This is a genomic window from Lentzea rhizosphaerae (assembly GCF_042649515.1).
GTDB lineage: Bacteria > Actinomycetota > Actinomycetes > Mycobacteriales > Pseudonocardiaceae > Lentzea > Lentzea aerocolonigenes.
In genome coordinates this window covers 688,131-713,509 of the sequence record NZ_JBHRZI010000011.1, presented here as the reverse complement: position 1 = coordinate 713,509, position 25,379 = coordinate 688,131, and the positions used below count along the sequence as shown (strand labels likewise).

Sequence of the window (25,379 nt, the reverse complement as noted above, 5' to 3'; positions counted from 1 at the left end):
CGAGCGTCGAGGTCGCCCAGACAGCGACGCGGGTGTGGCTGCGCAACTCGGTTCAGCGAACATGGACACCGCGTCTTACGAGCCCCTGGAGGACGCGTGGGAAGTGTGGTTCGGCACACGTACTACTCTGGACAATCGTGCTAGTGCTCGCCGTCGACACGGCCACCCCCGCAGTCACCGCCGGTGTGGTCGAACTCGCGCCAGACTCTCCGCCGCGCCTGCTCGCGAAGCGGGTGACGCTCAACGCCAAGGCGCACGGCGAGCTGCTCACCCCGCACATCAGCGACTCGCTCGAAGAGGCGGGCAAGACCTTCGCCGACCTCGACGCGATCGTCGTCGGCGCCGGTCCCGGGCCGTTCACCGGTCTGCGGGTCGGTCTTGCCACGGCCGCCGCGCTCGGCCAGGCGCTCAACCGCCCGGTCTACCCGGTCGCCACCACGGACGCGATCGCCAAGGACGCCGCCAGCGGCCACCCGCTGCTCGTCGCGACCGACGCCCGGCGCAAGGAGGTCTACTGGGCCGCCTACGACGCCGCCTGTCGCCGCACGGACGGTCCGCACGTCGAACGCCCGCAGGACCTCGCGGAGAAGCTGCCGGCCCTGGGCGTGCAGCAGGCCACGGGTGAGGGCGCCGAGATCTACCAGGACGTCCTCGGCTTGGAGCTCCTCCAAGCGAAGCACCCGAGCCCGGAGGGCCTGGTCGCCGCCGCGGCCGCCGAGGTGCTCGCCAAGGCCCGCCCGGCCGCGCTCACCCCGCTCTACCTGCGCCGCCCGGACGCCGTGGAGCCCACCGGGCGCAAGCGGGTGACCAGGGCATGACCACCGGCACCGTCACGCTCGCGCCTCTGCAGCACGCCGACGTGCCCAAGTGCCACGAGATCGAGCTGGCGTTGTTCCCCGGCGAGGACCCGTGGAGCGAGAACGCGTTCCACAGCGAGCTCAGCAACGGCAACTACTACATGGGCGCGTACGCGGACGACGAGCTGATCGGTTACGCCGGTCTCGCCGCGAGCCCGCACGAGGCGAGCATCCACACGATCGCCGTGATCCGGCACTGGCAGGGCAGGGGCGTCGGCAAGATGCTGCTGCGGAACCTGCTGGCCCGCGTCGACGAGATCGGCGTGCCGGTGTACCTGGAAGTCCGCACGGACAACGAGCCCGCGATCGCGATGTACCTGGCGCACGGCTTCGAGCACCTCGGCCTGCGCCGCCGCTACTACCAGCCGTCGGGTGCCGACGCGTACACGATGGGAAGGCCCGCACAAAGTGTCTGATCGCTTGATTCTCGGCATCGAGAGCTCGTGCGACGAGACGGGCGTCGGCATCGTCCGCCTCGGTCCGGACGGCTCGCTCGAACTGCTCGCCGACGAGGTCGCCTCGAGCGTCGAGGAGCACGCCCGCTTCGGCGGCGTCGTGCCCGAGGTCGCCTCGCGCGCCCACCTCGAGGCCATGGTCCCGACCATGCGCCGCGCACTCGACGCGTCCGGCGTCGAGCTCTCCCAGATCCACTCCATCGCCGTCACGGCCGGACCGGGTCTCGCCGGTGCGCTGCTGGTCGGCGTGGCTGCCGCGAAGGCGTACGCGGCCGCGCTGAACAAGCCGCTCTACGGCGTGAACCACCTGGCTGGCCACGTCGCCGCGGACACGTTGCAGCACGGCCCGTTGCCGCAGCGCTGCCTCGCGCTGCTGGTCTCCGGCGGCCACTCGCAGCTGCTGCTCGTCGAGGGCGGCCTGGCGAACTCGATCACCGAGATCGGGTCCACCGTGGACGACGCGGCCGGTGAGGCCTACGACAAGGTCGCGCGGCTGCTCGACCTGCCGTACCCCGGCGGCCCGCCCATCGACAAACTCGCCAAGCAGGGCAACGGGTGCGCGATCGCGTTCCCGCGCGGCCTGACGGGCCCGCGCGACGCGAAGTACGACTTCTCGTTCTCCGGCCTGAAGACCTCGGTGGCCCGCTGGGTCGAGCGCGCCGAACGCGCCGGCGAGGAGATTCCGCTCGCCGACGTCGCCGCGTCGTTCCAGGAGGCCGTCGCGGACGTGCTGACCGCCAAGGCGATCCGCGCCGCGAAGGACCTGAACGTCGACACGCTGGTGATCTCCGGCGGCGTCGCGGCGAACTCGCGCCTGAGCGGTCTCGCGGCCGAGCGGTGCGCCGAGGCAGGCATCGAGCTGCGCGTGCCGCGCCCCCGGCTGTGCACCGACAACGGCGCCATGATCGCCGCACTGGGCGCCCACCTGGTTCACGCGGGCGCCAAGCCGTCCCCGATGGACCTCTCCACCACCCCAGGCCTCCCGGTCAACACCGTCCAAATCCTCTGACCCGCTGATCCGGACGGCACGCGGGGCCCTTTCGTGCACTCAGTGCGAACGAAAGCTCCCCGCGTGCACTACGGCGGCGCTGCGCGGTTGCTGCGTTGCTTCCGTAATGCGGAATTGGGGAAGTGCACGCGGGGAGCTTTCGTACTCTCCTGGTGCACGAAGGGGCCCCGCGTGCGCTCAGCTGACGCGGTTGAGGCCGGGGACGCGGTCCTCGATCGCGAACGTCGCCTTGGTGTGGACGGGCGAGCCGGGCCGCGTCACGTAGTCGAGCCCCCGGAACTCCGTGCGCAGCTCATCGGGCGTGAACCTGGTCAGCGTGTACCCGCGCCGGTTGTTGAAGTACTTCACGTGCGGGTTCTCGCGCAGCCACGCGGCCGTGTCCTCGTACTCCTCCGACCCGTCGCCACCGGCGGTGATCGACGTGGTCACCAGTTCGGTCGCGAGCGTTTTCGACGACGGGTCGTCCCAGCGCTCCTTGACCTCGGCACCCCACGCCGCGTGCACGTCACCGGTCAGCACGACCGGGTTCCGCACGTCGGCGAAGCGCGCCACCACCCGGTCCCGGTCGGCGGTGTAGCCGTCCCACGCGTCCAGCAGGAACTTGTCCACGTCACCGGGGATGTAGTCGTACTGGGAGAAGAACACCTGCTGGCCGAGCACGTCCCAGCGCGCCTGCGAGCCGCGGAACCCGTTGAACAGCCAGCCTTCCTGGTCGTCGCCGAGCATCGTGCGTTCGGGAGCGAGCCGTTCCGGGCACAGCTGGAGCCCGTCCCCGCAGGCCTGGTCGGTCCGGTACTGCCGGGTGTCGAGCATGTGGAACGTGGCGAGCGACCCCCACCGGATCCGCCGGTACAGCCTCGGTGACCTGCGGATCGGCATGTTCTCGTAATACGCCTGGAACGCCGCGGCCCTGCGGTGGGCGAAGTTCGCCTGTGGCGTGTCCGGCTGGAGACCGGCCCAGTTGTTGGCGATCTCGTGGTCGTCCCAGACCACCGACCAGGGTGCGACGGCGTGCGCCTCCTGCAGGTCGGGATCGGCCTTGTACTGGGCGTACCGCCGCCGGTAGTCCGCGAGCGTCACGGTCGTCGGGCCGTCGACGTGGCGGGCGATGCCGCTCGGCGACTTGTGGATGCCGGCCTCGTACTCGTACGTGTAGTCGCCGAGGTGCAGCACGAGGTCCGGGTCGTCCTCCGCCAGCCTGCGGTACGCCGTGAAGTACCCGTGCTCGTACTGCGCGCACGACGCGAAGGCCATCGTCAGCGGTGCCTGCAACGTGTTCGGAGGAGGAGCCGTGCGCGTGCGTCCCGTCCGTGAGAGGTGGTTGAGCGCCTTGAAGCGGTAGAAGTACTCGCGGCCCGGTTCCAGCCCGGAGAGCTCCAGGTGCAGGCTGTGCGCCTCCTCCGGTCGGGCGACGGTCGAGCCCTGCTGGACGATCCGGGTGAACCGCTCGTCGTCCGCGACCTGCCACTCCACCTCGATCGGACGTGCCGGCATGCCTCCCAGGCCGTCCTCCGCGAACGGTTCCACGGCCAGCCGGGTCCACAACACCACCCCGTCGGGTGTCGGGTCGCCCGAGGCCACACCGAGTGTGAAAGGGTCGGCGGGTCTGGCGGACGCGGTGGCCGAGAACGCTGTGACTCCCGCCACGCCTGCGAGCAGCAGAGTCCGGCGCGTCAAGGTGGGCATGCCCTGAATACGGCTCCCGACGGGTGACCGGTTCGGGGCCCTCGTTGAAGGGTTGGCACTCTCGTGGGTAGAGTGCCAATTGCACGGCACCAGCACCGCCCCGACCCCCGCGACGGCGGGGTGGCAGGAGCCGTAACAACGAAACCTGCCAACGACCCGTGGAGGTCATCCCGGTGAGCGTGAACATCAAGCCGCTCGAGGACAAGATCGTCGTTCAGGCCTCCGAGGCCGAGACGACCACCGCCTCCGGCCTCGTGATCCCGGACACCGCGAAGGAGAAGCCCCAGGAGGGCAAGGTCCTCGCGGTCGGCCCCGGCCGCATCGACGACAAGGGCAACCGCATTCCGGTCGACGTTGCCGTCGGCGACGTCGTCATCTACTCGAAGTACGGCGGCACCGAGGTCAAGTACAACGGCGAGGAGTACCTCATCCTCTCCGCCCGCGACGTGCTGGCCGTCGTCAACTAAGACGCTCGGCTGTCATGCCTGACGCCCCGGCGCCCCATCCGGGGCATCCGGGGCGTTTCGCTACCCAGAGAGGCTTCAGGTAATGCCCAAGCAGATCAGCTTCGACGAGGACGCTCGTCGGGCGCTCGAGCGCGGCGTCAACAAGCTCGCGGACACGGTCAAGGTCACCCTTGGCCCGCGCGGGCGCCACGTCGTGCTCGACAAGAAGTTCGGTGGCCCCACGGTCACCAACGACGGTGTGACGATCGCCCGTGAGATCGAGCTGGACGACGCGTTCGAGAACCTCGGCGCGCAGCTCGCCAAGTCGGTCGCCACCAAGACCAACGACGTCGCGGGTGACGGCACCACCACCGCCACCGTGCTGGCGCAGGCGCTGGTCAAGGAAGGCCTGCGCAACATCGCCGCGGGTGCGAACCCGACCGCGCTCGGCCGTGGCATCCAGGCCGCCTCCGACGCCGTCGTGGACGCGCTCAAGGGCAAGGCCACCCCGGTCAAGGGCCGCGACAACATCGCCCAGGTCGGCACCGTCTCCTCGCGGGACGAGTCGATCGGCCAGCTGCTCGGTGAGGCCATCGAGCGCGTCGGCGAGGACGGTGTCATCACCGTCGAGGAGTCGTCCACGCTCGCGACCGAGCTCGTGATCACCGAGGGTGTGCAGTTCGACAAGGGTTACGTGTCGACGCACTTCTCGACCGACCTCGAGGCGCAGGAGGCCGTCTACGAAGACGTCCGCATCCTGCTGCACCGCGAGAAGATCTCGGCCCTGGCCGACGTCCTCCCGATCCTCGAGAAGGTCGCGGAGTCCGGCAAGCCGCTGCTGATCATCGCTGAGGACGTCGAGGGCGAGGCCCTGTCCACGCTGGTGGTCAACGCGGTGCGCAAGACCCTCAAGGTCGTCGCCGTGAAGGCGCCGTTCTTCGGCGACCGCCGCAAGGCGTTCCTGGACGACCTCGCGGTCGTCACCGGCGGCGAGGTGATCTCCTCGGAGATCGGCCTGAAGCTGTCCGAGACCACGCTCGACCAGCTGGGTTCCGCCCGCCGCGTCGTCGTGACCAAGGACGACACCACGATCGTGGACGGCGGCGGCACCAAGGCCGACATCGCCGGCCGCGCGGAGCAGCTGCGCCGCGAGATCGAGGCCACGGACTCCGACTGGGACCGCGAGAAGCTCCAGGAGCGCCTCGCGAAGCTCTCCGGCGGCATCGCCGTGATCAAGGTCGGCGCCGCCACCGAGACCGAGCTCAAGGAGCGCAAGCACCGCATCGAGGACGCGGTCGCCGCTACCAAGGCCGCGGTCGAGGAGGGCATCGTGCCCGGCGGTGGTTCCGCGCTGGTCCACGCCTCCAAGGTGCTGGACGGCGGCCTGGGCCTGACCGGTGACGAGGCCACGGGTGTCGCGCTCGTCGCGAAGGCCCTGTCCGCGCCGCTGTTCTGGATCGCCGCGAACTCGGGCCTCGAGGGCGCCGTCGTGGTGAACAAGGTCCGCGAGGGCGACTGGGGCTTCGGCATCAACGCCGCCAAGCTCGAGTACGGCGACCTGCTGGAGCAGGGCATCATCGACCCGGTCAAGGTCACCCGCTCCGCGGTGGCGAACGCCGCCTCGATCGCGCGCATGGTGCTCACGACCGAGAGCGCCGTCGTCGAGAAGAAGGCGGACGAGCCCGCCGCTGCCGGTGGCCACGGCCACGGCCACGGGCACGGCCACTGAGTTTTTGGCCGCTGCTTCGCAGACGGCGGCGAGTTCGCCTTGAAGTCGGTCGTCCGGCCGACTCGCTCACGCCGAAATGGGCTTCGCCGATTTCGACGTGAGCGGGTGACCGGACGACCGACGCGAACTCGCGAGTTTTGAGCTCGAACGAAACGGGCGACACCCTCCGCGGTGCCGCCCGTTTCCTTTTAAACGATCACCAATTGGCGCTTGCGGGCCTTGATGATGTGGTCGCGCTCCGATTCCGAGAGCCCGCCCCAAATTCCGTAGGGTTCCTGCACCGCCAGTGCGTGTTTGCGGCACATCTCGAGCACCGGGCAGGCGAGGCAAACGGCCTTGGCCCTGGCTTCCCGTCGTGCTCTCGCCGGACCCCGTTCACCGTCGGGGTGGAAGAAGAACGCGCTGTCCATGCCCCGGCACGAACCGCGCATCTGCCAGTCCCAGAGATCTGCGTTGGGACCGGGGAGCCTTCGGGTGTCCGCCATCGAGACCGCCTCCGTGACGACTGCTCCATTCGGCTTAACGATGATCCACCGTAGAACCGCGTCAAAACTTGTTCAAGAGGCTGAAGACCCAAATCAACTGATGGGTGACGGCACGCGTGTTCGATCACTCACCGCCCGGAGTTGCCGCCCGGATGAGGTGAACGGAACATGGCTCCCGTGATGACACAGCCGGAGCACTGGTCTGCCGGTGGTCACACGAGTGAGCCCCTTCTCTCAGTGGCCGCGGTGGCCAGGCGACTCGGCGTGGCTCCCGCCACCCTTCGCACCTGGGACCGCCGCTACGGGCTCGGCCCGAGCGGTCACACGACCGGGCGGCACCGGAAATACGGGCCGCGCGACGTGGCTCGTTTGGAATTGATGCAACGCGCTCTTCTTCGTGGCGCCTCATCGGCCGAGGCGGCCCGTTTCGCGCTCGACTCGAAATCTTCGATGACGCACGGCGAGGTTCCCGTCGCACCATCGGGTGGTGGCCGCGGGCTGAAAATGCCCGGAGCGTCTCGATTGGCGCGCGGACTCGGGCGCGCGGCGCTCGCGATGGACTCCATCGCCGTGCAGGGCATGCTCGCCGACGCACTCGCCTCGGAAGGGGTGATCACGACCTGGAACGAGGTCGTGCGCCCCGTGCTGACGGCCGTCGCCGCGCGGTGGCAGCTCTCCGGTGCCGGGGTCGAGGTGGAGCACCTCCTCAACGAGTGCGTGCTCGCGTCGTTCGTGCGCGCGACACCGCTCGTCACTCTCGGGCGCAACCATCGGCCCGTGTTGCTGGCGTGCATGCCGGAGGAGAGACACAACCTTCCTCTCTATCCGCTGGCCGCCGAGCTCGCGCAGCGCGGCGTGGTCGTCCGGCAGCTCGGGGCGGCGTTGCCGGTGGACGCGCTGGCCGCCGCCGTGCGCCGGACCGCTCCTTCCGCGGTGGTGCTGTGGGCGCAGCTGCCCCGGTACGCCGATCCGGGAGTGATCGCCGCGGTGCCGCGCACCCGGCAGCAGGTGCGGTTGTTCGTCGGCGGGCCGGGGTGGCAGCGGGGTGTGGTGACGGCGCCGGCCGAACGCGTGGACGACCTCGCCGACGCCGCGGCGGCAGTGGAGGCCGCGGTCACCTGACAGACTTCCCCGGTGGAAGAGGAGCTGCGCCGGGCCGCCTTCGGTGACTCACCCGATCTCGACGTCTGGCCGGCGCTGTCGTCGCCCAGCTCACGGGTGCGCTGGCTCGCCGCGGTCGTCCTGGGCGGTCAGGGCCACTACGCCGCCGCGGCCACGGTCCTCGACGCGCTCCGGCACGACCCGGACCCGGTGATCGCGTCGCTCGCGTTGTCCACCCGCGCCTCTCACCACCGCCAGCTCGGAGCGCATCACCTCGCCCGCGGCCTCGACGGTGCCGCCCTCACCCGTGCCGGGGGAACCGGCGGCGGCGACTCCGACGGGATCGACGCGGACGGTGCCCGTGCGGACGCCCTGCTCGGTCTCGCGGCCGACTCGCTGGGGGCGGGACGGCCGGAGGAGGCCCGCCGGCTGCTCGCACGTGTTGAGACGGGTGGTTCGTGGAGGGCTGAGGTCCGGCGGGGATGGGTATCCGCCGAGGTTGAGCTCGTGTCCGGCCGGGCCCACGCCGCGGTCGCCCCCGCCGAGGAGGCGTACGGCGTGGCGACCAGCAGGAAGGCGCTGCGGCACGAGCTCAAGTCGGCACTGGTCCTGGGCACCTCGTTGGTCGTGTGGGGGACACCCGACGGCCTGACAAGAGGTGTTGAACTAGTCGAGTGTGAGCTAAATCACAGCGTCACGAAGAGGCTTCATCCGTTGATCTGGCCGAGCGCTCTTGTCCTGGTGGGCCATGCCCCCACGGTGGGCGCAGTCGCCATCGACCGGGCGACGGAGGCTCTGAGCTGCGTGTTACGGAGAGCTGGTCCCGTCAGCCGTCAGGTCGCTCTTGATTCCCCGTGGGTGCCGAGTGGGCTGCTCCGTTCCGGGGAACCCCCGAACGCAGACCCTCAGAAGAACTTCTTGACGGATTAAGCACCGGATCGTGTCAAGGTTGGGCGTCGAGCGTCCGATAGGGGAGATGGAACGTCACTCGGCTGCAGGAAAGGAGTCCCCGTGACCACGGTCCTTATTTGCGACGACCGGCGCAGTGTGCGGGAGGGTCTCACCCGCGTGATGTCGGCTGTCCCCGGGGTTAGCCGCATCGACTGCGTAGCGCACGGTGACGAGTTGTTGGCTCGCTTTTCAAGGCAGCCGGTCGACGTCGTCCTGGTGGGAACCCAGCGCGCCGTCCCGACCGGGGTGGAAGCAACCCGTCGGCTCGTCTCCGCGAATCCGCAGGCAAACGTCATCGTCTTCGGAGCACCTGACGACGCCGGCAGCATCGCCGCCGCCATCGCAGGTGGTGCCCGCGGTTACCTGAGGTGGGACGCGTCGCGTCCCGAGCTTGTGGCAGCCCTCGCGCACACGCTCGCCAGCACCTCCGTGCCCGCGCCGCGTCAGCCCTCGGACCCCGGCGTGCAGCTGACGGAGCGCGAGCTCCAGGTGCTGCGCGGCATGAGCCAGGGCAAGAGCAACGGTCAGATCGGCCGCGAGCTCTACCTGTCGGAGGACACGGTGAAGACGCACGCCCGTCGTCTCTTCCGCAAGCTCGGTGTCCGTGACCGCGCTCAGGCGGTCGCGCACGGCTTCCGGCGAGGCCTCGTCCAGTAGTCGCACTCGCCGCACCGGCCCCGCGTCCTCATATGCCGCATGTGGGGGAGCGGGGCCGGTGACGTGAGGCGTCTCACCTGCGCCTGAGGTGGAATCTTCGGGTCGCGCATTTAGCCCAGCCCGGTGACAATGTCGCCGGGCTGATGTCGTCAGGGCGTGTCTGCTGGTCACGCGGGGTGTCCATACCCCACTGATGAACAGAGGGCGCCAAGACCGGTACGGTGAGGCGGATGCATCGGGTCGCTGTGAGTGACTCGTGCTGTTTCATGTCGGTACGCCAACAAGTAACACCAGGGCTGTTGTCTGCGATGACCAACTTGGGGGACGGACTGGACGCCGAAGTGGGCGCGGCCGTCGACGGCGACCGCCAGGCGATCGAACGCCTGCTGGCCTCCATTCGTCCTCTTGTGGTGCGGTACTGCCGCGCCAGAGTTGGAAGGCAGGAGCGAAGCTTCGCTTCGGCGGACGATGTGGCCCAGGAGGTGTGTCTCGCGGTGCTCACGGCATTGCCCAGCTACCGCGATCAGGGTCGGCCCTTCCTCGCGTTCGTGTACGGGATCGCGGCGCACAAGGTTGCCGATGCACATCGGTCTGCCGCCAGGAACCGCTCCGAGCCCGTTCCCGAAGTTCCCGACGCGCCGGAGACCGAAGCTGGTCCGGAACAGCGGGCGATGCAGGGCGAACTCTCCGACCGGATGGCAGTCCTGCTGCGCGTCCTGCCGGAGAAGCAGCGGGAGATCCTGCTGTTGAGGGTGGTGGTCGGGCTTTCCGCCGAGGAAACTGCCGAGGCGGTCGGTTCGACGCCGGGTGCGGTCCGGGTGGCGCAACACCGTGCGCTTGCTCGGCTCCGCAAGTCGCTGGCAGCGGAGGAGGTGGTCTGAGTGGCCGACGAGCACGGAAAGGACGACGAGGAAGTGCGCGGACAGGACGGTAGAACCCCGCACGAACCCGTCGCAGACGATCTTTCGGCTGTACAGGCCGATGACAGGCTGCTGGACGCGCTGGGGTCCGCGACACCGGGTGCGGCCGGCTCCTTGGTCGACGACGAGCTGAACGCGTTGCTGCTGGCGTGGCGCAACGAGGTGGAGACGGCGCCGTTCGGCGAGCTCGTCGACACCGAGACCGCCATCGCCACGATCCAGGCTGCCCGCCCGCAGCCGGTGAGCAGGCACCGCTACCTGATCCCGCTGGCGAGCGCCGCCGCGGTCCTGGCCATCGCCTTCACCGGCGTGAGCCTGGTGGCCCGCGACGCCCAGCCCGGCGACACGCTCTGGGGGCTCACCCGAGTTCTCTACGCCGAGCACGCCAAGTCGATCGAAGCCGCGGCCATCGTGCGCAGCGACCTCGACTCGGCCCGCCTGGCGCTGCGCGAGGGCAAGGTCAACGAGGCTCGCGAGAAGCTCGACAAGGTCGGGGCCCACCTGGACTCCGTCTCGACGGCCGACGGCAAGGCGCAGCTCGAGGAGAAGCACAAGGAGCTCGAGAAGGAGCTCGACACCAACACCTCGACGACCTCGCCGCCCTCGACGACGAAGACTCCGAAGCCGCCGAAGCCCACGACGCAGCCGTCGACGCCGTCCTCGACTCCGTCGACCGAGCCGACCACGACGCAGCCGTCCCCGTCGACGTCCTCGGAGACCCCTCCGCCGCCGACGTCGAACGGTGAGCTGCCGCCTCCGCCGCCGCCCAACCCGGAGCCCGGATCGCAGAACCCGGGGTCGACCGGTACGGGTCAGACCGTCGGAGAGACCGGCACCAACTGAGACGCAGTGTGAACGGCCCCTGATCTTTCGAGGTCAGGGGCCGTTCACACGCTCGGGTGTTCACACGTCGGGTGGAATGTGACCGGCTGGGCACCGTCCCCGGTGCGCCGCGAGCCGGCCTGCTCATCCCCTCGGAGGCAGGGCCCCGGCAGGCTCCTCGGCCGTCGTCCATGAACGGCGCTTTTGTGCACATGGGGTCGACAGGTGCGCCGTTCATGCCAGGGGCTGGGCCCGCGTGGTGGATGAAGGGAACCTTCGTACACCCCAAGTGGATGAAGGTTCCCTTCATCCACAGCGCGTGGTGTGTGGGTGCGCTCTCATCGGGCAGATCGGGCGAAGCGAGGACTTTGCCGGGGCCCTGCCCTCAGAGGCGTCAGCGGGCCGACTCGGTGGCCGTCACGCCGTCCGCGTACCCCCGGCAGTACTCCCAGCTGACGTAGGAGCCGGGGTCCGGGTCGAACGCGGGCTCGTGCGGCCGCATCCTGCCGTCGGCGAGCAGCTGTTCGAGTGAGGCTCGTAACAGGGCCCAGTCGTGGTAGTGCGGTTCCTGGCACTCGCCGCAGTCCACGACGATGCCGCGCACCCCGCGGTGTTCGAGCAGGGCCTGGTAGACGGCGAGGTCGCTCAGGTCGCTGACCAGCTCTGCTCGTTCGTCGTCGTCCATCGGCGGATGGTCGTGGTCGGGCTCGCCCAGGGCTCGCGCGGGGTCCTCGGGGTCACCCGCGAAGGGGTCTGGTGGCAACGCGTCTTGCGGCACGACCCCGCACGGTACCCGCCGTACCCCCACGGCCGTCCAGATACCATGGGCAGCACCGCCTCCGCCTGCGGAAACCTGACCCGCGGGTTGTGGGGCAGACCGCACGACGGAAGGCATGTCACCCGCTATGACCAGCGAGCTCAACGCTGATGGAGTCCCGAGCAAGTTCGCCATGCTGGGGCTGACCTTCGACGACGTGCTCCTGCTGCCTGCCGAGTCGGACGTCGTCCCGAGCGCCGTCGACACGAGCACCAGGATCTCGCGCAACATCACCCTCAAGATTCCGCTGGCCAGCGCCGCCATGGACACGGTCACCGAGGGTCGGATGGCGATCTCGATGGCGCGTCAGGGCGGTATCGGCGTGCTGCACCGCAACCTGTCCGTCGAGGACCAGGCGCGCCAGGCCGAGACGGTGAAGCGGTCGGAGGCCGGCATGGTCACCGACCCGGTCACCTGCTCTCCGGACGCCACGCTGGCCGAGGTCGACGCGCTGTGCGCCCGCTACCGCATCTCCGGTGTGCCGGTGACCGACGCCAGCAACAAGCTGGTGGGCATCATCACGAACCGCGACATGCGGTTCGAGCTCGACCACACCAAGCGCGTCAGCGAGGTCATGACCAAGGGCCCGCTGGTCACCGCGCAGGTCGGCGTGTCGGCCGACGCCGCGCTGGGGCTGCTGCGCCGGCACAAGGTCGAGAAGCTGCCGATCGTCGACGGTGACGGCAAGCTCCAGGGCCTGATCACGGTCAAGGACTTCGTGAAGACCGAGCAGTACCCGAACGCCACCAAGGACCCGGACGGCCGCCTGCTCTGCGCCGCCGCCGTGGGTGTGGGCGAGGACTCGTTCGTGCGCGCGATGACGCTCGCCGACGCCGGCGTGGACGTGCTGATGGTCGACACCGCGCACGGCCACTCGCGCGGCGTGCTCGAGATGGTCGCCCGCATCAAGAAGGAGCTCGGTGACTCGGTCGACGTTGTCGGCGGCAACATCGCGACGCGTGCCGGTGCCCAGGCGCTGGTGGACGCGGGCGCGGACGGCGTGAAGGTCGGTGTCGGTCCCGGCTCGATCTGCACCACGCGCGTCGTCGCCGGTGTCGGTGTGCCGCAGATCTCCGCGATCTACGAGGCCTCGCTGGCCTGCCGCCCGGCCGGTGTGCCGGTGATCGGTGACGGCGGCATCCAGTACTCCGGCGACATCGCGAAGGCCATCGCGGCCGGTGCGTCCGCCGTGATGCTGGGTTCGCTGCTCGCGGGCACCCAGGAGGCGCCCGGCGACCTGATCCTGGTCAACGGCAAGCAGTTCAAGACCTACCGCGGCATGGGCTCGCTGGCCGCGATGCAGTCCCGCGGCGACGCCAAGTCGTACTCGAAGGACCGCTACTTCCAGGACGACGTGCTCAACGAGGACAAGCTCGTCCCCGAGGGCATCGAGGGCCGCACGCCGTTCCGCGGCCCGCTGTCGCAGGTCGTGCACCAGCTCAACGGCGGCCTGCGGGCGGCGATGGGCTACACGGGTTCTCGGACGATCACCGAACTGCAGGACGCGCAGCTCGTGCGGATCACGGCGGCGGGTCTGAAGGAAAGCCACCCGCACGACATCACGATGACCGTCGAAGCGCCGAACTACACCACCCGTTAGGGTTCTCCGGGCTGTTCGAAGGCCCGCTACCGCTTGGGAGAGGAACTACAGGTGCGCGATCTGGTCGAGATCGGCATGGGCCGGACCGCGAGGCGGGCCTACGAGCTGGACGACATCGAGATCATCCCGTCCCGTCGCACGAGGTCGTCGAAGGACGTCTCCACGACGTGGCAGATCGATGCCTACCGCTTCGACATCCCGCTGATCACCCACCCGACCGACGCGATCGTGTCGCCGGGCACGGCGGTCGCGGTCGGCGAGCTGGGCGGTCTCGGCGTGCTCAACGCCGAGGGTCTCTGGGCCCGTCACGGCGACGTGGACGAGGCGCTGTTTCGCCTGGTCCAGGCGACCGAGGACAGCGACGACCCGGCCGCGGCCGTGAAGGTGCTGCAGGAGCTGCACGCCGCGCCGTTGCGGATGGACCTGATCGCCGAGGCGGTCAAGCAGATCCGCGAGTCGGGCGTCACCGTCGCGGTTCGCGTCAGCCCGCAGCGCGCTGCGGAGCTCACGCCGGACCTGCTGGCCGCGGGCGTCGAGATCCTGGTCGTGCAGGGCACGATCATCTCGGCCGAGCACGTCACGCGTGGTGGTGAGCCGCTGAACCTGAAGTCGTTCATCGCGGACCTCGACATCCCGGTGATCGCCGGCGGTGTCGGCGACTACCGCACCGCGATGCACCTGATGCGCACCGGCGCGGCGGGCGTGATCGTCGGTTACGGCTACACGCCGGGCGTCACGACCACCGACTCGGTCCTGGGCATCGGCGTGCCGATGGCCACCGCGATCGCCGACGCCGCGGCCGCCCGCCGCGACTACCTCGACGAGACCGGCGGCCGCTACGTGCACGTCATCGCCGACGGCGGCATCACGACCTCGGGCGATGTGGCGAAGGCCATCGCCTGCGGTGCCGACGCCGTGATGCTCGGCGAACCCCTCGCCGCCGCGACCGAGGCACCGGGCCAGGGCCTGTACTGGACGGCGTCGTCCGCGCACCCGTCGGTCCCGCGCAGCCTCGTCGCCGAGGCCGTGGACCAGGAGCTCGACCTGCGCCAGCTGCTGTTCGGCCCGTCGGCGGACCCGCGCGGCGTGACGAACCTGTTCGGCGCGCTGAAGAGGGCCATGGCCAAGACCGGCTACTCGGACCTCAAGGAGTTCCAGAAGGTCGGCCTGACGATCCGCGGCTGATGTGAGCTTCGAAGGGCGCGTTCCTGCGGGGACGCGCCCTTCTGCTTTGCTGGAACCGTGCCGCTCGTCGAGATCACCTACGCGCCCGACATGCCCCGCAAAGTGCTGAGGAAGCTCGCCGAAATGCTCCCGCACGCCGTCTCGGTGGCGGTGGAGTGCGAGGAGGAGCCCTACGACGGCGATCTTCAGCCCGGTGACGTGGAGCTGTACTTCCGGTCGCGCGGAGAGTTCGACGTCAGCGAGATGGACGTGGTGGTCGAGGTGCGATCCAAGTGGTTCGAAAGCCGTGCCGCGAACCGCCAGGACCGCGCCGACGGCCTGTGCGAGGCCATCGAGGAGGCGACAGGACTGGCTCAGGTGGGCGTCTACCTCAGTCTTCCGGTCGCCGCGTGGTCGCAGAGCTGATCTTGCAACCTGACCACCACCCCGCGCGTCCTTGTCACCGTGGAATTGAATGCCTTGTTCGGTGACAGCGACGTGGACGCGGTCGAGGAACCGGAGATCGACGACCTGCCCGAAGAGCCCGCGGACGAGAACGGCATCGGGTGGAAGGTGCTCGCCTTGCTCATCGGCGGTGGCGTGGTGATCACAGCGCTGGTCGTGGCCTTCATGGTGTGGGTCATCGAGGGCCTGGTCCTCTGACTTGAAAGGGCGCCCACCGGCGCTCTTTCTCGCCTGTACACATTTTCTGTATAGTTCTGTGCATGACCGCTCTTCACGAGGCTCGTGAGTTGACTGTCACCGAGGCTGCGAAGCGCGGCGTCGCCGGTCTGGTCGCGGACGCCGAGCAAAGCGGCCCGGTGGTCGTCACGCGACACGGCCACAGGGCCGCCGCCGTCGTCTCGATGAGCCACCTGCGTGAGATCGACGAAGCGGCGGCAGATCTGAGGGATCTCGCGCTCGTGCTGGCTCGTTCCGCGGTGGACTCGGGCCGCCGCACGTCCTTCGACGACGTGCTGACAGCCTTCGGGCACACGCGTGAGTCGCTGGCAGCGGTGGAGGACGACGACTCACTCGATGGCTGAAGTCCTGTTCACCGACGCGGCCATCGACGACCTGCGTCGCCTCGGGCCCGACGTGGTGCCCAAGGTGCTCAAGAAGATCCAGATCCTTCTCGGCAACCCGGAGGCAGGGCATCCTCTCGGCGGCGAGCTGACCGGCTTTCGGAAGCTCGTCGTGGGCCGCAACCACTGGCGGATCGTCTATCGGATCACCGCTGATGGTGCGGTCGAGGTCTGCGAAATCTGGTGCGTGGGCGTGCGGTCGGATGCCGAGGTCTACGCCGAGGCGTCCGCGAGGGTCGCCTCGATGGCTGAAGGGGACTCCACGCTCGCGAGACTGGCCGACGTGATCGACAGGCTCGGCCGCCTCGCGGGTGGCGTCGTCGAGGAGGCTCCGGTTCGGGAGCCGGTCCCGGACTGGCTGGCACAGCGCCTCGTGCACACCGCCAGGATCCCGCGGGAGCGGGTCGCCGCGCTCAACCTCGAGCAGGCGGTCGACCTGTGGACCGCCTTCGTCAGTTCTCCTTCCGCCTCTGAACCGATCGGGGACTAGGCGTTACCGGAAGTAACGCCTACTCTCCGGTTCATGGGTGAACTCGCCGGTAACTTCGACGTCGTCATCGTCGGCTCCGGGTTCGGCGGCAGCGTCGCCGCGCTCCGCCTGACCGAGAAGGGCTACCGCGTCGCGGTGCTCGAGGCCGGCAGGCGGTTCGCCGACGACGAGTTCGCCAAGACCAGCTGGGACCTGCGCAAGTACCTGTGGGCGCCGCAGCTCAAGTGCTTCGGCATCCAGCGCATCCACACCCTTCGCAACGTCATGGTGCTCGCCGGCGCGGGGGTCGGCGGTGGCAGTCTCGTCTACGCCAACACGTTGTACCGGCCGCTCAAGCCCTTCTACGAGGACCGGCAGTGGGCGCACATCACCGACTGGCAGGAGGAGCTGGAGCCGTTCTACGACCAGGCGAGCCGGATGCTCGGGGTGGTCACGAACCCCACGACGACGCCGAGCGACGTCGTCATGCAGAAGGTCGCGAAGGACATGGGGGTCGAGGACAGCTACCATCCGACGCCCGTCGGGGTGTTCTTCGGCGAGCCCGGGAAGACCGCGGACGATCCCTACTTCGGTGGCGCCGGGCCGCAGCGGACGGGCTGCACCGAGTGCGGCAGCTGCATGTCGGGGTGCCGGGTCGGCGCCAAGAACACGCTGGTCAAGAACTACCTCTACCTCGCGGAGAAGCTGGGCGCGCAGGTGTTCCCGCTGACCACGGTCACCAAGCTCCACGAGCGCGACGGCAAGTGGACCGTCGACACCAAGATGACCGGCGGAAAAGCCACGAAGTCCTTCACCGCCGACCAGGTCGTCGTCGCCGCCGGCACGTGGGGCACGCAGCAACTCCTCCACAAGGCCAAGGCGAGCACGTTGCCGAAGATCTCGGACAAGCTCGGTGAGCTCACCCGCACCAACTCCGAGTCGATCATCGGCGCGGCGCGGTACACGGTCGACCCCGAGAACGACTTCACCAAGGGTGTTGCGATCACGAGCTCCATCCACCCCGACGAGATCACGCACATCGAACCCGTCCGGTACGGCAAGGGCAGCAACGCCATGGGCATGCTGCAGACCCTCGCCACGGACGGCGCGGCGAGCACCCCGCGGTGGCTGCAGTTCATCAAGCAGGCGATCAGGCACCCGATGCGACTGGCAAGGCTGCTCAGCGTGCACCGGTGGAGCGAGCGGACCGTGATCCTGCTGGTCATGCAGAGCCTGGACAACTCCATCACCACGTTCCTCAAGCGCGGCAAGCTCACCAGCAAGCAGGGGCACGGCGAGCCCAACCCGGCGTTCATCCCCGCGGGGCACCAGGCGAACCTGCTGGCGGCCAAGCACATCGACGGCATGGCCGGCGGGACTTGGGGTGAGCTGTTCAACATTCCGCTGACCGCGCACTTCATCGGCGGTTGTGCGATCTCCGACAGCCAGGACAGCGGCGTGATCGACCCCTACCACCGCGTCTTCAACTACCCCGGACTGTCCGTTGTGGACGGTGCGGCGATCAGTGCGAACCTCGGCGTCAACCCGAGCCTCACGATCACCGCGCAGGCCGAGCGGGCGTTCTCGCTGTGGCCGAACAAGGGCGAGCAGGACCAGCGGCCCGCCCAGGGCCAGCCCTACAAGCGGATCAACCCGGCCAAGCCGAAGAACCCGGCGGTTCCCCATCAAGCTCCAGCCGCATTGCGGTTGCCGATCGTGAAGGCGTCCTGACACGGTGGAGGCATGGCCAAGAAGCCGTTTGCCTCCAGCGCGGACCTCGCCCCCAAGGACGAGGTCTTCGTCGAGCTCGCCGAGGGCGTCTACACCCTGACCGCCGAAGGCGACCCCAACGTCGGGGCGATCGAGGCCGAGGACTTCCTGATCTGCTTCGAAGCGCGCGCCACACCCGCGGCCGCGCGCCGGTGGCTCGCGCAGCTCCGCGAGCACACGAAGAAGCCGATCCGCTACCTCGTGCTCAGCCACTACCACGCCGTCCGCACGCTCGGCGCCAGCGCGTTCGACGCCCAGGAGATCGTCGCGCACGAGATGACGCGGGTGCTGATCGCCGAACGCGGGCAGCAGGACTGGGAGAGCGAGTTCGGCCGCATGCCGCGGCTGTTCGAGAAGCCCGAGGAGATCCCGGGCCTGACCTGGCCCACACTCACGTTCTCCGACCGGATGTCGATCCCGCTAGGCGGCGAGCGCGGCGACCTCGTGCTCCAGCACCTCGGCCGCGGGCACACCGCGGGCGACATCGTGGCGTGGCTGCCGCAGCAACGCATCCTGTTCGCGGGCGACCTGGTCGAGTCGCAGGCCGCGCTCTACACCGGTGACGCGTTCCACGACGAGTGGGCGACGTCCACTTTGGACGAGATCGAGGACCTCGGTGCCGAGGTGCTGGTCGGCGGGCGGGGCAAGGTCGCGCGCGACCGCATCGAGGTCGAGGCGGCCATCAACCAGAGCAGGCACTTCCTCAACGAGCTGCGCCGCACGGTCGGCGGGGTTCACGCGGAGGGCGGCACGCTCAAGCAGGCGTTCGAGCTGGCGCACCGGACGCTCGTGGGCCGCTACGGGCGCTGGCCGATTTTCGAGCACTGCCTGCCGTTCGACGTGAAGCGCTACTGGGACGAGTGCGACGGCAAGGACTGGCCGGAGATCTGGACCGCCGAACGCGACCGCGTCGTCTGGGACGCCCTGCAATGACGGTCCTCGTCGTCGGCGCCGGACCCGTCGGGCTCACCGCGGCCCTGTTCCTGGCCCGCGCCGGAGTCCCGAGCGTGGTCCTGGAGAAGGCCGAGCACCGCAACGAGCAGGGCAGCCGCTCGATCTGCGTGCACCGCGACGTGCTGGAGATCCTGGAACGCATCGGTGTCGGCCAGGCCGTCGCCGACGCCGGTGTCACCTGGTACACCGGCCGCACCTACCACCGCGACCGCGAGGTGCTGACCCTGACCTTCCCGGAGGTCAAGGGTTTCCCGCCGTTCGTGAACACCCCGCAGACCGTCGTCGAGCAGCTCCTCGAAGAACGCGTCCGCGCCGAACCGCTCATCGAGCTCCGCCACGGGCACACCCTCACCGGCCTCACCCAGGACGACGAGGGAGTGTCCACTCAGGACGGAATCAGGGCCACGCACTGCATCGCGGCGGACGGCGTGCACTCCACGGTCAGGCAGCTGCTGGAAATCCCGTTCGACGGCTTCTCGTTCGAGGACAGGTTCATCATCGCCGACGTCCGCGTCGACCTGGACTTCGAGACGCCCGAACGCCGCTTCTACTTCGACCCGCCCTGGAACCCCGGCCGCCAGGTCCTGCTGCACCCGCAGCCGAAGGGCGTCTGGCGCATCGACTGGCAGGTGGCCGAGGACGTCCAGCTCACCGACGACCACATCCGCGCGATCGTCGGCGACAAGCCGTACGAGGTCGTCTGGCAGTCCACCTACCGCTTCCACCAGCGCCGCGCGAGAACCCTGCGAGCAGGCCGGATCCTGCTCGCGGGCGACGCCGCCCACGTGATGAGCCCGTTCGGCGCCCGCGGCCTGAACTCCGGGATCTGCGACGCCGACAACGCGGCGTGGAAGATCGCCTTCGACCGGCGAGGCGAGGCAGGACCGGGCCTGCTGGCGTCCTACGACGTCGAACGCGGTGCCGCCGCCGACGAGAACCTCCGCATCACCGGCGACACCATGCGGTTCCTCGTCCCGGGCACGCCTGAAGAACGCGAACGCAGGCAACGCGCGCTCGAAACAGGTGAAGGCATCGACTCGGGCAAGCTCTTCACGCCGTTCGCCTACACCGACTCGCCGCTGACGACCGAAGGCGGCGAGCTGATCGCCGGGTCACGCGCCGCCGGACCGGGTTTCACGGTCGCGGACGGGCGCGTGATCAGGCCCGACGGCCACGTCGCCGGCGAGGACAACGACGACGTGCGGCGCCGGGCGTTGGGCTACAGCTGAATGCCGGTGAGGACCGTGATGCGTTCCTCGGTGAAGTCCTCCATCGCGGACCGGACGCCCTCACGTCCGGTGCCCGATCCCTTCACTCCGCCGTACGGCATCTGGTCGGCGCGGTAGGACGGCACGTCCCCGATGATCACGCCGCCGACCTCGAGCTCGGCGGCCGCCTCGAACGCCACCTGCACGTCACGGGTGAAGACCCCGGCCTGCAGCCCGTACTTGGTGTCGTTGGCCTGCGCGAACGCGTCCTCGACACCGTCGGCCACCGACACCACGAGCACCGGCCCGAAGATCTCCTCGGTCCACACCTTCGCGGTCCTCGGCACGTCGGTCAGCACGGTCGGCTCGACCGTCGTGCCCGTCCGCTTGCCGCCGAGCAGCACCTTCGCGCCCGCGTCGGTGGCCATGTGGACCCACTCCTCGACGCGCCGGGCGTTGTCCTCGTCGACCAGCGGACCGACCTCGACCTCGGGGTCGTGCGGGTCGCCGGTCTTCAACGCGCCGACCGCCTCCACCAGCTTCGGCACGAACTCCTCCGCCTTCGAGCGGTCGACGATCACCCGCTGCACGGCGATGCACGACTGCCCGGCCTGGTAGTTGCCGAACGTCGCGATGCGCTGCGCCGCGTGGTCCAGGTCCGTCCAGTCGGGACAGATGATCGCGGCCGCGTTGGAACCGAGCTCCATCACGACGTGCTTGCGCGGCGCGGCCTCCATCAGCGACCAGCCGACCTTCGTCGAGCCGGTGAACGAGATGACCGGCAGCCGTTCGTCCTTCACGAGAGCGTCCATGTCCTTGCCCCGCACGGGAAGGATCGAGAACGCGCCCTCCGGCAGGTCGGTCTCGGCCAGGATCTCGCCGAGCAGCAACGCACTCAGAGGTGTTGCCGAAGCCGGCTTCACGATCACCGGCGCACCCACCGCGAGCGCCGGCGCGACCTTGTGCGCCACCAGGTTGAGGGGGAAGTTGAACGGCGCCACGGCGAGCACCGGCCCGCGCGGCACGTGCCGGACGATCGCCATCCGCCCGACGCCGTTCGCGTCGGTGTCGAGACGCTGCAGCCCACCGGTGAACCTGCGGGCCTCCTCCGCGGCGAACCGGAACGTGTTGACCGCCCGCGAGACCTCGATCTCTGCCCACTTGAGCGGCTTGCCGTTCTCCGCGGTGATCGTCTCGGCGATCTCCTCCGCGCGTTCGGCCAGCGTCCTCGACACCTTCAGCAGCGCCTCGGCCCGCACGTGCGCCGGTGTTCGCCGGAACTCCTTCGCCACCGCGTGAGCCGCCGCCACCGCACGTTCGATCTGGTCTCTGCCCGGTACGGCGACCGAGGCGACCTCGGTGCCGTCGAACGGGTGGGAGACCTCTAACGCCTGCTCGCCCTGCTCGGGGCGGCCGGCGATCCAGCACGGCCTGGGTTGCGGCGTGAACGCGTCCATGGGATCACGTTAAGCCCTGTTGGCCTGCACGTACTCGATGAGTCCGCGGTAATGGAGATCGTGCCGTTCCGCGCGTTGGCGCACGAACGCCGGATGCTCGCGAATCGTGCGAATCGCATCGTCCAGCCGGGTGAGGACGTGTTCGTCGTCGTAGTCGCACCCGTAGGCCTCGCAGAACAGCAGCGCACGCCGTTTGCGCTCGTGGGGCAGCCCGAACACGAACTGGATGATGGCCCAGCTGACGTCCCACCAGCGCGGTCCCGGATGGGCGGAGTCGAAGTCGAAGATCCCGATGGGCAGGCCGTCTCGATAGGTCGTGTTGTACGGCGCGAAGTCGCCGTGCAGCACCACCTCGACCGGTTCCCTGGCGGGGTGCTGCCACCCGTCGCGCACGTCCACGAGATCGAGCGTGGCGTCGTGCAGCCGGCGCAGCATCCGGGCCGACTCGATCAACGACGCGTCGTCGGACGGAAACACGTGGCCAACGTCACCGGGCAGGTAGCTGAGCAGCTCGTGGTCGTCGTCGAGCCCGAGCGGAACGGGCGCGATCCCCAGCGGTGCCAAGTGCCGCAACAACTCGTGCACCCGAGGGGCCCACGGACCGGCCGGCCTGCGGACCGCCTCACCCACCCTGAACACCTGGTTCAGCCCGCCACCGGTCAGCAGCTCCCCGTCCACGCATGACATCCTTGGCGGCGTGTCCGACACCAGCAACCGCCCTGTTCTCGTCGTCGACTTCGGCGCCCAGTACGCGCAGCTGATCGCCCGCCGCGTGCGCGAGGCCCAGGTCTACTCCGAGGTGGTCCCGCACACCGCGACGGTGAGCGAGATCCTCGACAAGAACCCGCTGGCCATCGTTCTGTCCGGTGGCCCGTCGAGCGTCTACGAGGAAGGCGCGCCGCAGGTCGACCCGAAGCTGTTCGAGACCGGCGTCCCGGTCTTCGGCATCTGCTACGGCTTCCAGGCCATGGCGCGCGCACTCGGTGGCGCAGTTGAACAGACCGGCACCCGCGAGTACGGCCGCACCGAGCTCGGCGTCACGGGAGCGGGCGGCTCGCTGCACGAGGAGCTGCCCGGCAGCCACCCCGTGTGGATGAGCCACGGCGACGCCGTCACCAAGGCGCCGGAGGGCTTCACGGTCACCGCGACCAGCGAGGGCGCCCCGGTCGCCGCGTTCGAGGACACCGAGCGCCGCTTCGCCGGTGTGCAGTACCACCCGGAGGTGCACCACTCGCCGCACGGCCAGGAGGTGCTGCGCCGGTTCCTGCACGAGATCGCCGGCATCCGTCCGCAGTGGACCACGTCGTCCATCGTGGACGAGCAGGTGGCGCGGATCCGCGAGCAGATCGGTGAGGGCAAGGCGATCTGCGCGCTGTCCGGCGGTGTCGACTCCGCCGTGGCCGCCGCGCTCGTCCAGCGCGCCATCGGCGACCGCCTCACCTGCGTCTTCGTCGACCACGGCCTGCTGCGCGCCGGTGAGCGCACCCAGGTCGAGCGCGACTTCGTGGCCGCGACCGGCGTCAACCTCATCACCGTCGACGCCCGCGAGCGGTTCCTGAACGCCCTGGCCGGCGTCACGGACCCGGAGGAGAAGCGCAAGATCATCGGCCGCGAGTTCATCCGCGTGTTCGAGCAGGCCGAGCGCGACCTCAAGGCCGAGGGCGACTACCGCTTCCTGGTGCAGGGCACGCTCTACCCGGACGTGGTCGAGTCCGGCGGCGGCGCGGGCACCGCGAACATCAAGTCGCACCACAACGTCGGCGGCCTGCCGGACGACCTGCAGTTCGAGCTGGTCGAGCCCCTGCGGGCGCTGTTCAAGGACGAGGTGCGCCGCGTCGGCACCGAGCTGGGCCTGCCCGAGACGATCGTGCAGCGCCAGCCGTTCCCCGGCCCCGGCCTCGGCATCCGGATCATCGGCGAGGTCACCCAGGACCGCCTGGACACGTTGCGCCAGGCCGACGCCATCGCCCGCGAGGAGCTGACGGCGGCCGGGCTGGACCGGCAGATCTGGCAGTGCCCGGTCGTGCTGCTCGCGGACGTCCGCAGCGTCGGCGTGCAGGGCGACGGCCGGACCTACGGCCACCCCATCGTGCTGCGCCCGGTGTCGTCCGAGGACGCGATGACCGCGGACTGGACCCGCCTGCCGTACGAGGTGCTGGAGCGCATCTCCACCCGCATCACCAACGAGGTGGCCGAGGTCAACCGCGTGGTGCTGGACGTGACCTCCAAGCCCCCAGGCACCATCGAGTGGGAATGATCAAATGATGAACGGCGCTTTTGTCCACTTCAGGTGGACAAAAGCGCCGTTCATCGTTTTCTACTAGCGGGACTTGCGGCGTAGCGAGTTGGTCAGGAGGACTACGCCGACGACGATGGCTGTGCCGCCGAGCGCCCACCGGAAGTCGAACCAGAACGTCCCGTTGCTCAGCACGTAGGCCGCCATCAGCCCGCCCCCGATCCCGAAGACCAGGCCCAGCGGGTCGATCCGCCTGCGCATCACCGGCTCAGTCACGGAGCACCCTCACCTCTCCGACGTTCGTCAGAACGTCCAGGTCGATCTTCAGCCCGCCCTCGCCATCAGCACCGAGATCGGTGCCGTCGACCTGCACGGTGCTGCCGTCGGCCCTCCGGTCGAGGCAGTTGAGCTCGCCGATGGACGAGGCCTCGCACCGGAACGTCACGTCGGCGTTCTTCGGCACGTGCACGACCATTTCGCCGAGGTCCGACTCCACCGTTGTCTTCACCGAACCGGAGTCGGGCAGTTCCCGCAGGTCCAGCATCAGGCTGCCGACGCTGATCTCGTACTTGTCCTTGACCTCCGCGAGCGTCTTCGGCGTCGCCTTGAGGTCACCGAAGTCGGTGGGACCGTCGAAGCTGATCGTGGTCATGCCGAACCCGACCACTGACAGCGGGACCAGCAGCCAGATCAGGCCCCGGCCACCGCCGGTGAACGACCCGATCAGCAACCCGGCCGCCAGCACCGCGATCACCAGGCCGATGACGTGCGGCGCGGTGAACCACGGCGACCAGATCCCCGCGATCGCGGACCCGGCGACCACCAGCGTCGCCACGCCCAGCGTGGCCAGACCGATGCGCGGCTTGCGCGGACGGGGTGCGGGAGGCTGCGGCCGCGGAGCCGGTTCAGGCAGGTCCCACGCGAACGGTGCGGCCCCCAGCGGGTCCCAGGCCGGCGCCCCCGGCACCGGCGTCACGGGCGGCGGCTCGGCGAGCGTGGCCGGCGCCAGGTGCCCGCGGTTCTTCTGCAGCAGGTAGATGCACGCGACCGACGCCGCCAGCGTCACGAAGACCTGGAACCCGCCGCTCCCGACCGTGAACGCGAACGCGGGGAACAACAGGATGCCCAGAAGCACCGTCTGGGCCTGGGACATCGAGCTGTGGCCCTTGTTGGTCAGCGACTCCAGCGGCGAGACCTCGTCGCCCTCCTCCGGCAGCACCAGCCAGCCCAGCAGGTACATCGGCAGGCCGACCCCGCCGGACAGCGCGAGCGCGACGAACGCGATCCGCACGATCACCGGGTCGATCTGGTAGCGCAGCGCGATCCCGGTGGCAACGCCTCCGAGCTTGCGGCCTGCGCGGGGCCGCACCGGACGGTGGGCCCAGAACTCTCTGAGCGTGTCCGCCACGCCCTGCAACGCCTTCTCAGTCCCGCTCACGACGACAAGGTTGCGCTGTCACGCCTGGAACCACATCAGGGACCAGCCCTGATTCGCGGAACC

At 69.4% G+C, this 25,379-nt stretch carries 27 protein-coding genes; 20 read left to right on the top strand and 7 right to left on the bottom strand.

What is annotated here, in order from left to right; all coding sequences use genetic code 11:
* The first annotated feature begins 137 nt into the window (after nt 1-137).
* Genes tsaB through tsaD form a run of 3 tightly spaced genes read left to right on the top strand, consistent with a single transcriptional unit; the run spans nt 138 to nt 2,321 of the window.
* The gene (gene tsaB, locus ACFOWZ_RS10880) at nt 138-818 is read left to right on the top strand and encodes a tRNA (adenosine(37)-N6)-threonylcarbamoyltransferase complex dimerization subunit type 1 TsaB (RefSeq protein WP_382371661.1); all 681 of its coding nucleotides are present in this window, start codon (nt 138-140) and stop codon (nt 816-818) included.
* On the top strand, nt 815-1,273 hold the full coding sequence (gene rimI / locus ACFOWZ_RS10875; RefSeq protein ID WP_382371659.1) for a ribosomal protein S18-alanine N-acetyltransferase: 459 nt from the start codon (nt 815-817) through the stop codon (nt 1,271-1,273). Before tsaB ends, rimI begins: the two co-directional genes overlap by 4 nt.
* A complete protein-coding gene (tsaD, locus tag ACFOWZ_RS10870; RefSeq protein WP_382371657.1) occupies nt 1,266-2,321 on the top strand; it encodes a tRNA (adenosine(37)-N6)-threonylcarbamoyltransferase complex transferase subunit TsaD in 1,056 nt (351 codons plus the stop codon). The genes rimI and tsaD overlap by 8 nt, the downstream gene beginning before the upstream one ends.
* A 177-nt stretch (nt 2,322-2,498) precedes the next feature.
* Here tsaD and ACFOWZ_RS10865 read toward each other — a convergent pair whose 3' ends face one another.
* Complete coding sequence (locus tag ACFOWZ_RS10865) at nt 2,499-4,007, bottom strand: alkaline phosphatase D family protein (RefSeq protein WP_382371655.1); 1,509 nt, start codon at nt 4,005-4,007, stop codon at nt 2,499-2,501.
* Between the two features lie 173 nt (nt 4,008-4,180).
* Here ACFOWZ_RS10865 and groES point away from each other — a divergent pair, with 173 nt between their 5' ends.
* Both groES and groL read left to right on the top strand, forming a co-directional pair.
* Nucleotides 4,181-4,474, top strand: coding sequence for a co-chaperone GroES (gene groES, locus ACFOWZ_RS10860; protein ID WP_030471993.1), 294 nt, complete (start codon nt 4,181-4,183; stop codon nt 4,472-4,474).
* A gap of 82 nt (nt 4,475-4,556) precedes the next feature.
* On the top strand, nt 4,557-6,182 hold the full coding sequence (gene groL, locus ACFOWZ_RS10855; RefSeq protein ID WP_382371653.1) for a chaperonin GroEL: 1,626 nt from the start codon (nt 4,557-4,559) through the stop codon (nt 6,180-6,182).
* Nucleotides 6,183-6,370: 188 nt separating this feature from the next.
* On the opposite strand, the gene ACFOWZ_RS10850 is transcribed toward groL, so the two are convergent.
* On the bottom strand, nt 6,371-6,667 hold the full coding sequence (locus ACFOWZ_RS10850; protein WP_382371651.1) for a WhiB family transcriptional regulator: 297 nt from the start codon (nt 6,665-6,667) through the stop codon (nt 6,371-6,373).
* Nucleotides 6,668-6,847: 180 nt separating this feature from the next.
* On the opposite strand from ACFOWZ_RS10850, the gene ACFOWZ_RS10845 reads away from it, so the two are divergent.
* The 5 genes from ACFOWZ_RS10845 to ACFOWZ_RS10825 all read left to right on the top strand — a co-directional run bounded on the left by ACFOWZ_RS10845 (nt 6,848) and on the right by ACFOWZ_RS10825 (nt 11,139).
* Nucleotides 6,848-7,789 carry a MerR family transcriptional regulator gene (locus ACFOWZ_RS10845; RefSeq protein ID WP_382372646.1) on the top strand — a complete coding sequence of 314 codons (942 nt, stop codon included), beginning with the start codon at nt 6,848-6,850 and terminating at the stop codon, nt 7,787-7,789.
* Between the two features lie 12 nt (nt 7,790-7,801).
* On the top strand, nt 7,802-8,698 hold the full coding sequence (locus ACFOWZ_RS10840) for a hypothetical protein (RefSeq protein ID WP_382371649.1): 897 nt from the start codon (nt 7,802-7,804) through the stop codon (nt 8,696-8,698).
* Between the two features lie 81 nt (nt 8,699-8,779).
* Nucleotides 8,780-9,376: a response regulator transcription factor gene (locus ACFOWZ_RS10835; RefSeq protein WP_030471988.1), complete on the top strand. Its 597-nt coding sequence runs from the start codon at nt 8,780-8,782 to the stop codon at nt 9,374-9,376.
* Nucleotides 9,377-9,684: 308 nt separating this feature from the next.
* Nucleotides 9,685-10,257 (top strand): sigma-70 family RNA polymerase sigma factor, encoded by a 573-nt coding sequence (locus ACFOWZ_RS10830; RefSeq protein WP_030471987.1) that lies wholly within the window; start codon nt 9,685-9,687, stop codon nt 10,255-10,257.
* Nucleotides 10,258-11,139 (top strand): anti-sigma-D factor RsdA, encoded by an 882-nt coding sequence (locus ACFOWZ_RS10825; protein WP_382371647.1) that lies wholly within the window; start codon nt 10,258-10,260, stop codon nt 11,137-11,139. It begins immediately after the preceding gene.
* A 373-nt stretch (nt 11,140-11,512) separates the two neighbouring features.
* On the opposite strand, the gene ACFOWZ_RS10820 is transcribed toward ACFOWZ_RS10825, so the two are convergent.
* Nucleotides 11,513-11,896 (bottom strand): DUF5319 domain-containing protein, encoded by a 384-nt coding sequence (locus tag ACFOWZ_RS10820; RefSeq protein ID WP_030471985.1) that lies wholly within the window; start codon nt 11,894-11,896, stop codon nt 11,513-11,515.
* A gap of 127 nt (nt 11,897-12,023) precedes the next feature.
* Here ACFOWZ_RS10820 and guaB point away from each other — a divergent pair, with 127 nt between their 5' ends.
* From guaB to ACFOWZ_RS10775, 9 genes are all read left to right on the top strand, one after another.
* The gene (gene guaB / locus ACFOWZ_RS10815) at nt 12,024-13,535 is read left to right on the top strand and encodes an IMP dehydrogenase (protein WP_382371644.1); all 1,512 of its coding nucleotides are present in this window, start codon (nt 12,024-12,026) and stop codon (nt 13,533-13,535) included.
* Between the two features lie 51 nt (nt 13,536-13,586).
* Nucleotides 13,587-14,720: a GuaB3 family IMP dehydrogenase-related protein gene (locus tag ACFOWZ_RS10810; protein WP_382371642.1), complete on the top strand. Its 1,134-nt coding sequence runs from the start codon at nt 13,587-13,589 to the stop codon at nt 14,718-14,720.
* A gap of 57 nt (nt 14,721-14,777) precedes the next feature.
* On the top strand, nt 14,778-15,125 hold the full coding sequence (locus ACFOWZ_RS10805) for a hypothetical protein (protein WP_382371640.1): 348 nt from the start codon (nt 14,778-14,780) through the stop codon (nt 15,123-15,125).
* A gap of 39 nt (nt 15,126-15,164) precedes the next feature.
* Nucleotides 15,165-15,362 (top strand): hypothetical protein, encoded by a 198-nt coding sequence (locus ACFOWZ_RS10800; protein WP_382371638.1) that lies wholly within the window; start codon nt 15,165-15,167, stop codon nt 15,360-15,362.
* Between the two features lie 62 nt (nt 15,363-15,424).
* On the top strand, nt 15,425-15,745 hold the full coding sequence (locus ACFOWZ_RS10795; RefSeq protein WP_382371636.1) for a type II toxin-antitoxin system prevent-host-death family antitoxin: 321 nt from the start codon (nt 15,425-15,427) through the stop codon (nt 15,743-15,745).
* The gene (locus ACFOWZ_RS10790) at nt 15,738-16,274 is read left to right on the top strand and encodes a type II toxin-antitoxin system RelE family toxin (RefSeq protein ID WP_382371634.1); all 537 of its coding nucleotides are present in this window, start codon (nt 15,738-15,740) and stop codon (nt 16,272-16,274) included. The genes ACFOWZ_RS10795 and ACFOWZ_RS10790 overlap by 8 nt, the downstream gene beginning before the upstream one ends.
* Before the next feature lie 33 nt (nt 16,275-16,307).
* Nucleotides 16,308-17,984, top strand: coding sequence for an FAD-dependent oxidoreductase (locus ACFOWZ_RS10785; RefSeq protein ID WP_382371632.1), 1,677 nt, complete (start codon nt 16,308-16,310; stop codon nt 17,982-17,984).
* A gap of 12 nt (nt 17,985-17,996) precedes the next feature.
* Nucleotides 17,997-18,956 (top strand): MBL fold metallo-hydrolase, encoded by a 960-nt coding sequence (locus tag ACFOWZ_RS10780; protein ID WP_382371630.1) that lies wholly within the window; start codon nt 17,997-17,999, stop codon nt 18,954-18,956.
* A complete protein-coding gene (locus tag ACFOWZ_RS10775) occupies nt 18,953-20,206 on the top strand; it encodes an FAD-dependent monooxygenase (protein WP_382371628.1) in 1,254 nt (417 codons plus the stop codon). Before ACFOWZ_RS10780 ends, ACFOWZ_RS10775 begins: the two co-directional genes overlap by 4 nt.
* Here ACFOWZ_RS10775 and ACFOWZ_RS10770 read toward each other — a convergent pair.
* Both ACFOWZ_RS10770 and ACFOWZ_RS10765 read right to left on the bottom strand, forming a co-directional pair.
* Nucleotides 20,197-21,642 carry an aldehyde dehydrogenase family protein gene (locus ACFOWZ_RS10770; protein ID WP_382371626.1) on the bottom strand — a complete coding sequence of 482 codons (1,446 nt, stop codon included), beginning with the start codon at nt 21,640-21,642 and terminating at the stop codon, nt 20,197-20,199. The two genes, ACFOWZ_RS10775 and ACFOWZ_RS10770, sit on opposite strands and share 10 nt — an antisense overlap.
* A 9-nt stretch (nt 21,643-21,651) precedes the next feature.
* Nucleotides 21,652-22,320: an aminoglycoside phosphotransferase family protein gene (locus ACFOWZ_RS10765; protein ID WP_382371624.1), complete on the bottom strand. Its 669-nt coding sequence runs from the start codon at nt 22,318-22,320 to the stop codon at nt 21,652-21,654.
* A 19-nt stretch (nt 22,321-22,339) separates the two neighbouring features.
* Here ACFOWZ_RS10765 and guaA point away from each other — a divergent pair, with 19 nt between their 5' ends.
* Nucleotides 22,340-23,899, top strand: coding sequence for a glutamine-hydrolyzing GMP synthase (gene guaA / locus ACFOWZ_RS10760; RefSeq protein WP_382371622.1), 1,560 nt, complete (start codon nt 22,340-22,342; stop codon nt 23,897-23,899).
* 63 nt (nt 23,900-23,962) lie between these two features.
* Here guaA and ACFOWZ_RS10755 read toward each other — a convergent pair whose 3' ends face one another.
* Nucleotides 23,963-24,154, bottom strand: a complete 192-nt coding sequence (locus ACFOWZ_RS10755) for a hypothetical protein (protein WP_382371620.1) — start codon at nt 24,152-24,154, stop codon at nt 23,963-23,965.
* Nucleotides 24,147-25,316 (bottom strand): PspC domain-containing protein, encoded by a 1,170-nt coding sequence (locus tag ACFOWZ_RS10750; protein WP_382371618.1) that lies wholly within the window; start codon nt 25,314-25,316, stop codon nt 24,147-24,149. The genes ACFOWZ_RS10755 and ACFOWZ_RS10750 overlap by 8 nt, the downstream gene beginning before the upstream one ends.
* Between the last annotated feature and the right edge of the window lie 63 nt (nt 25,317-25,379).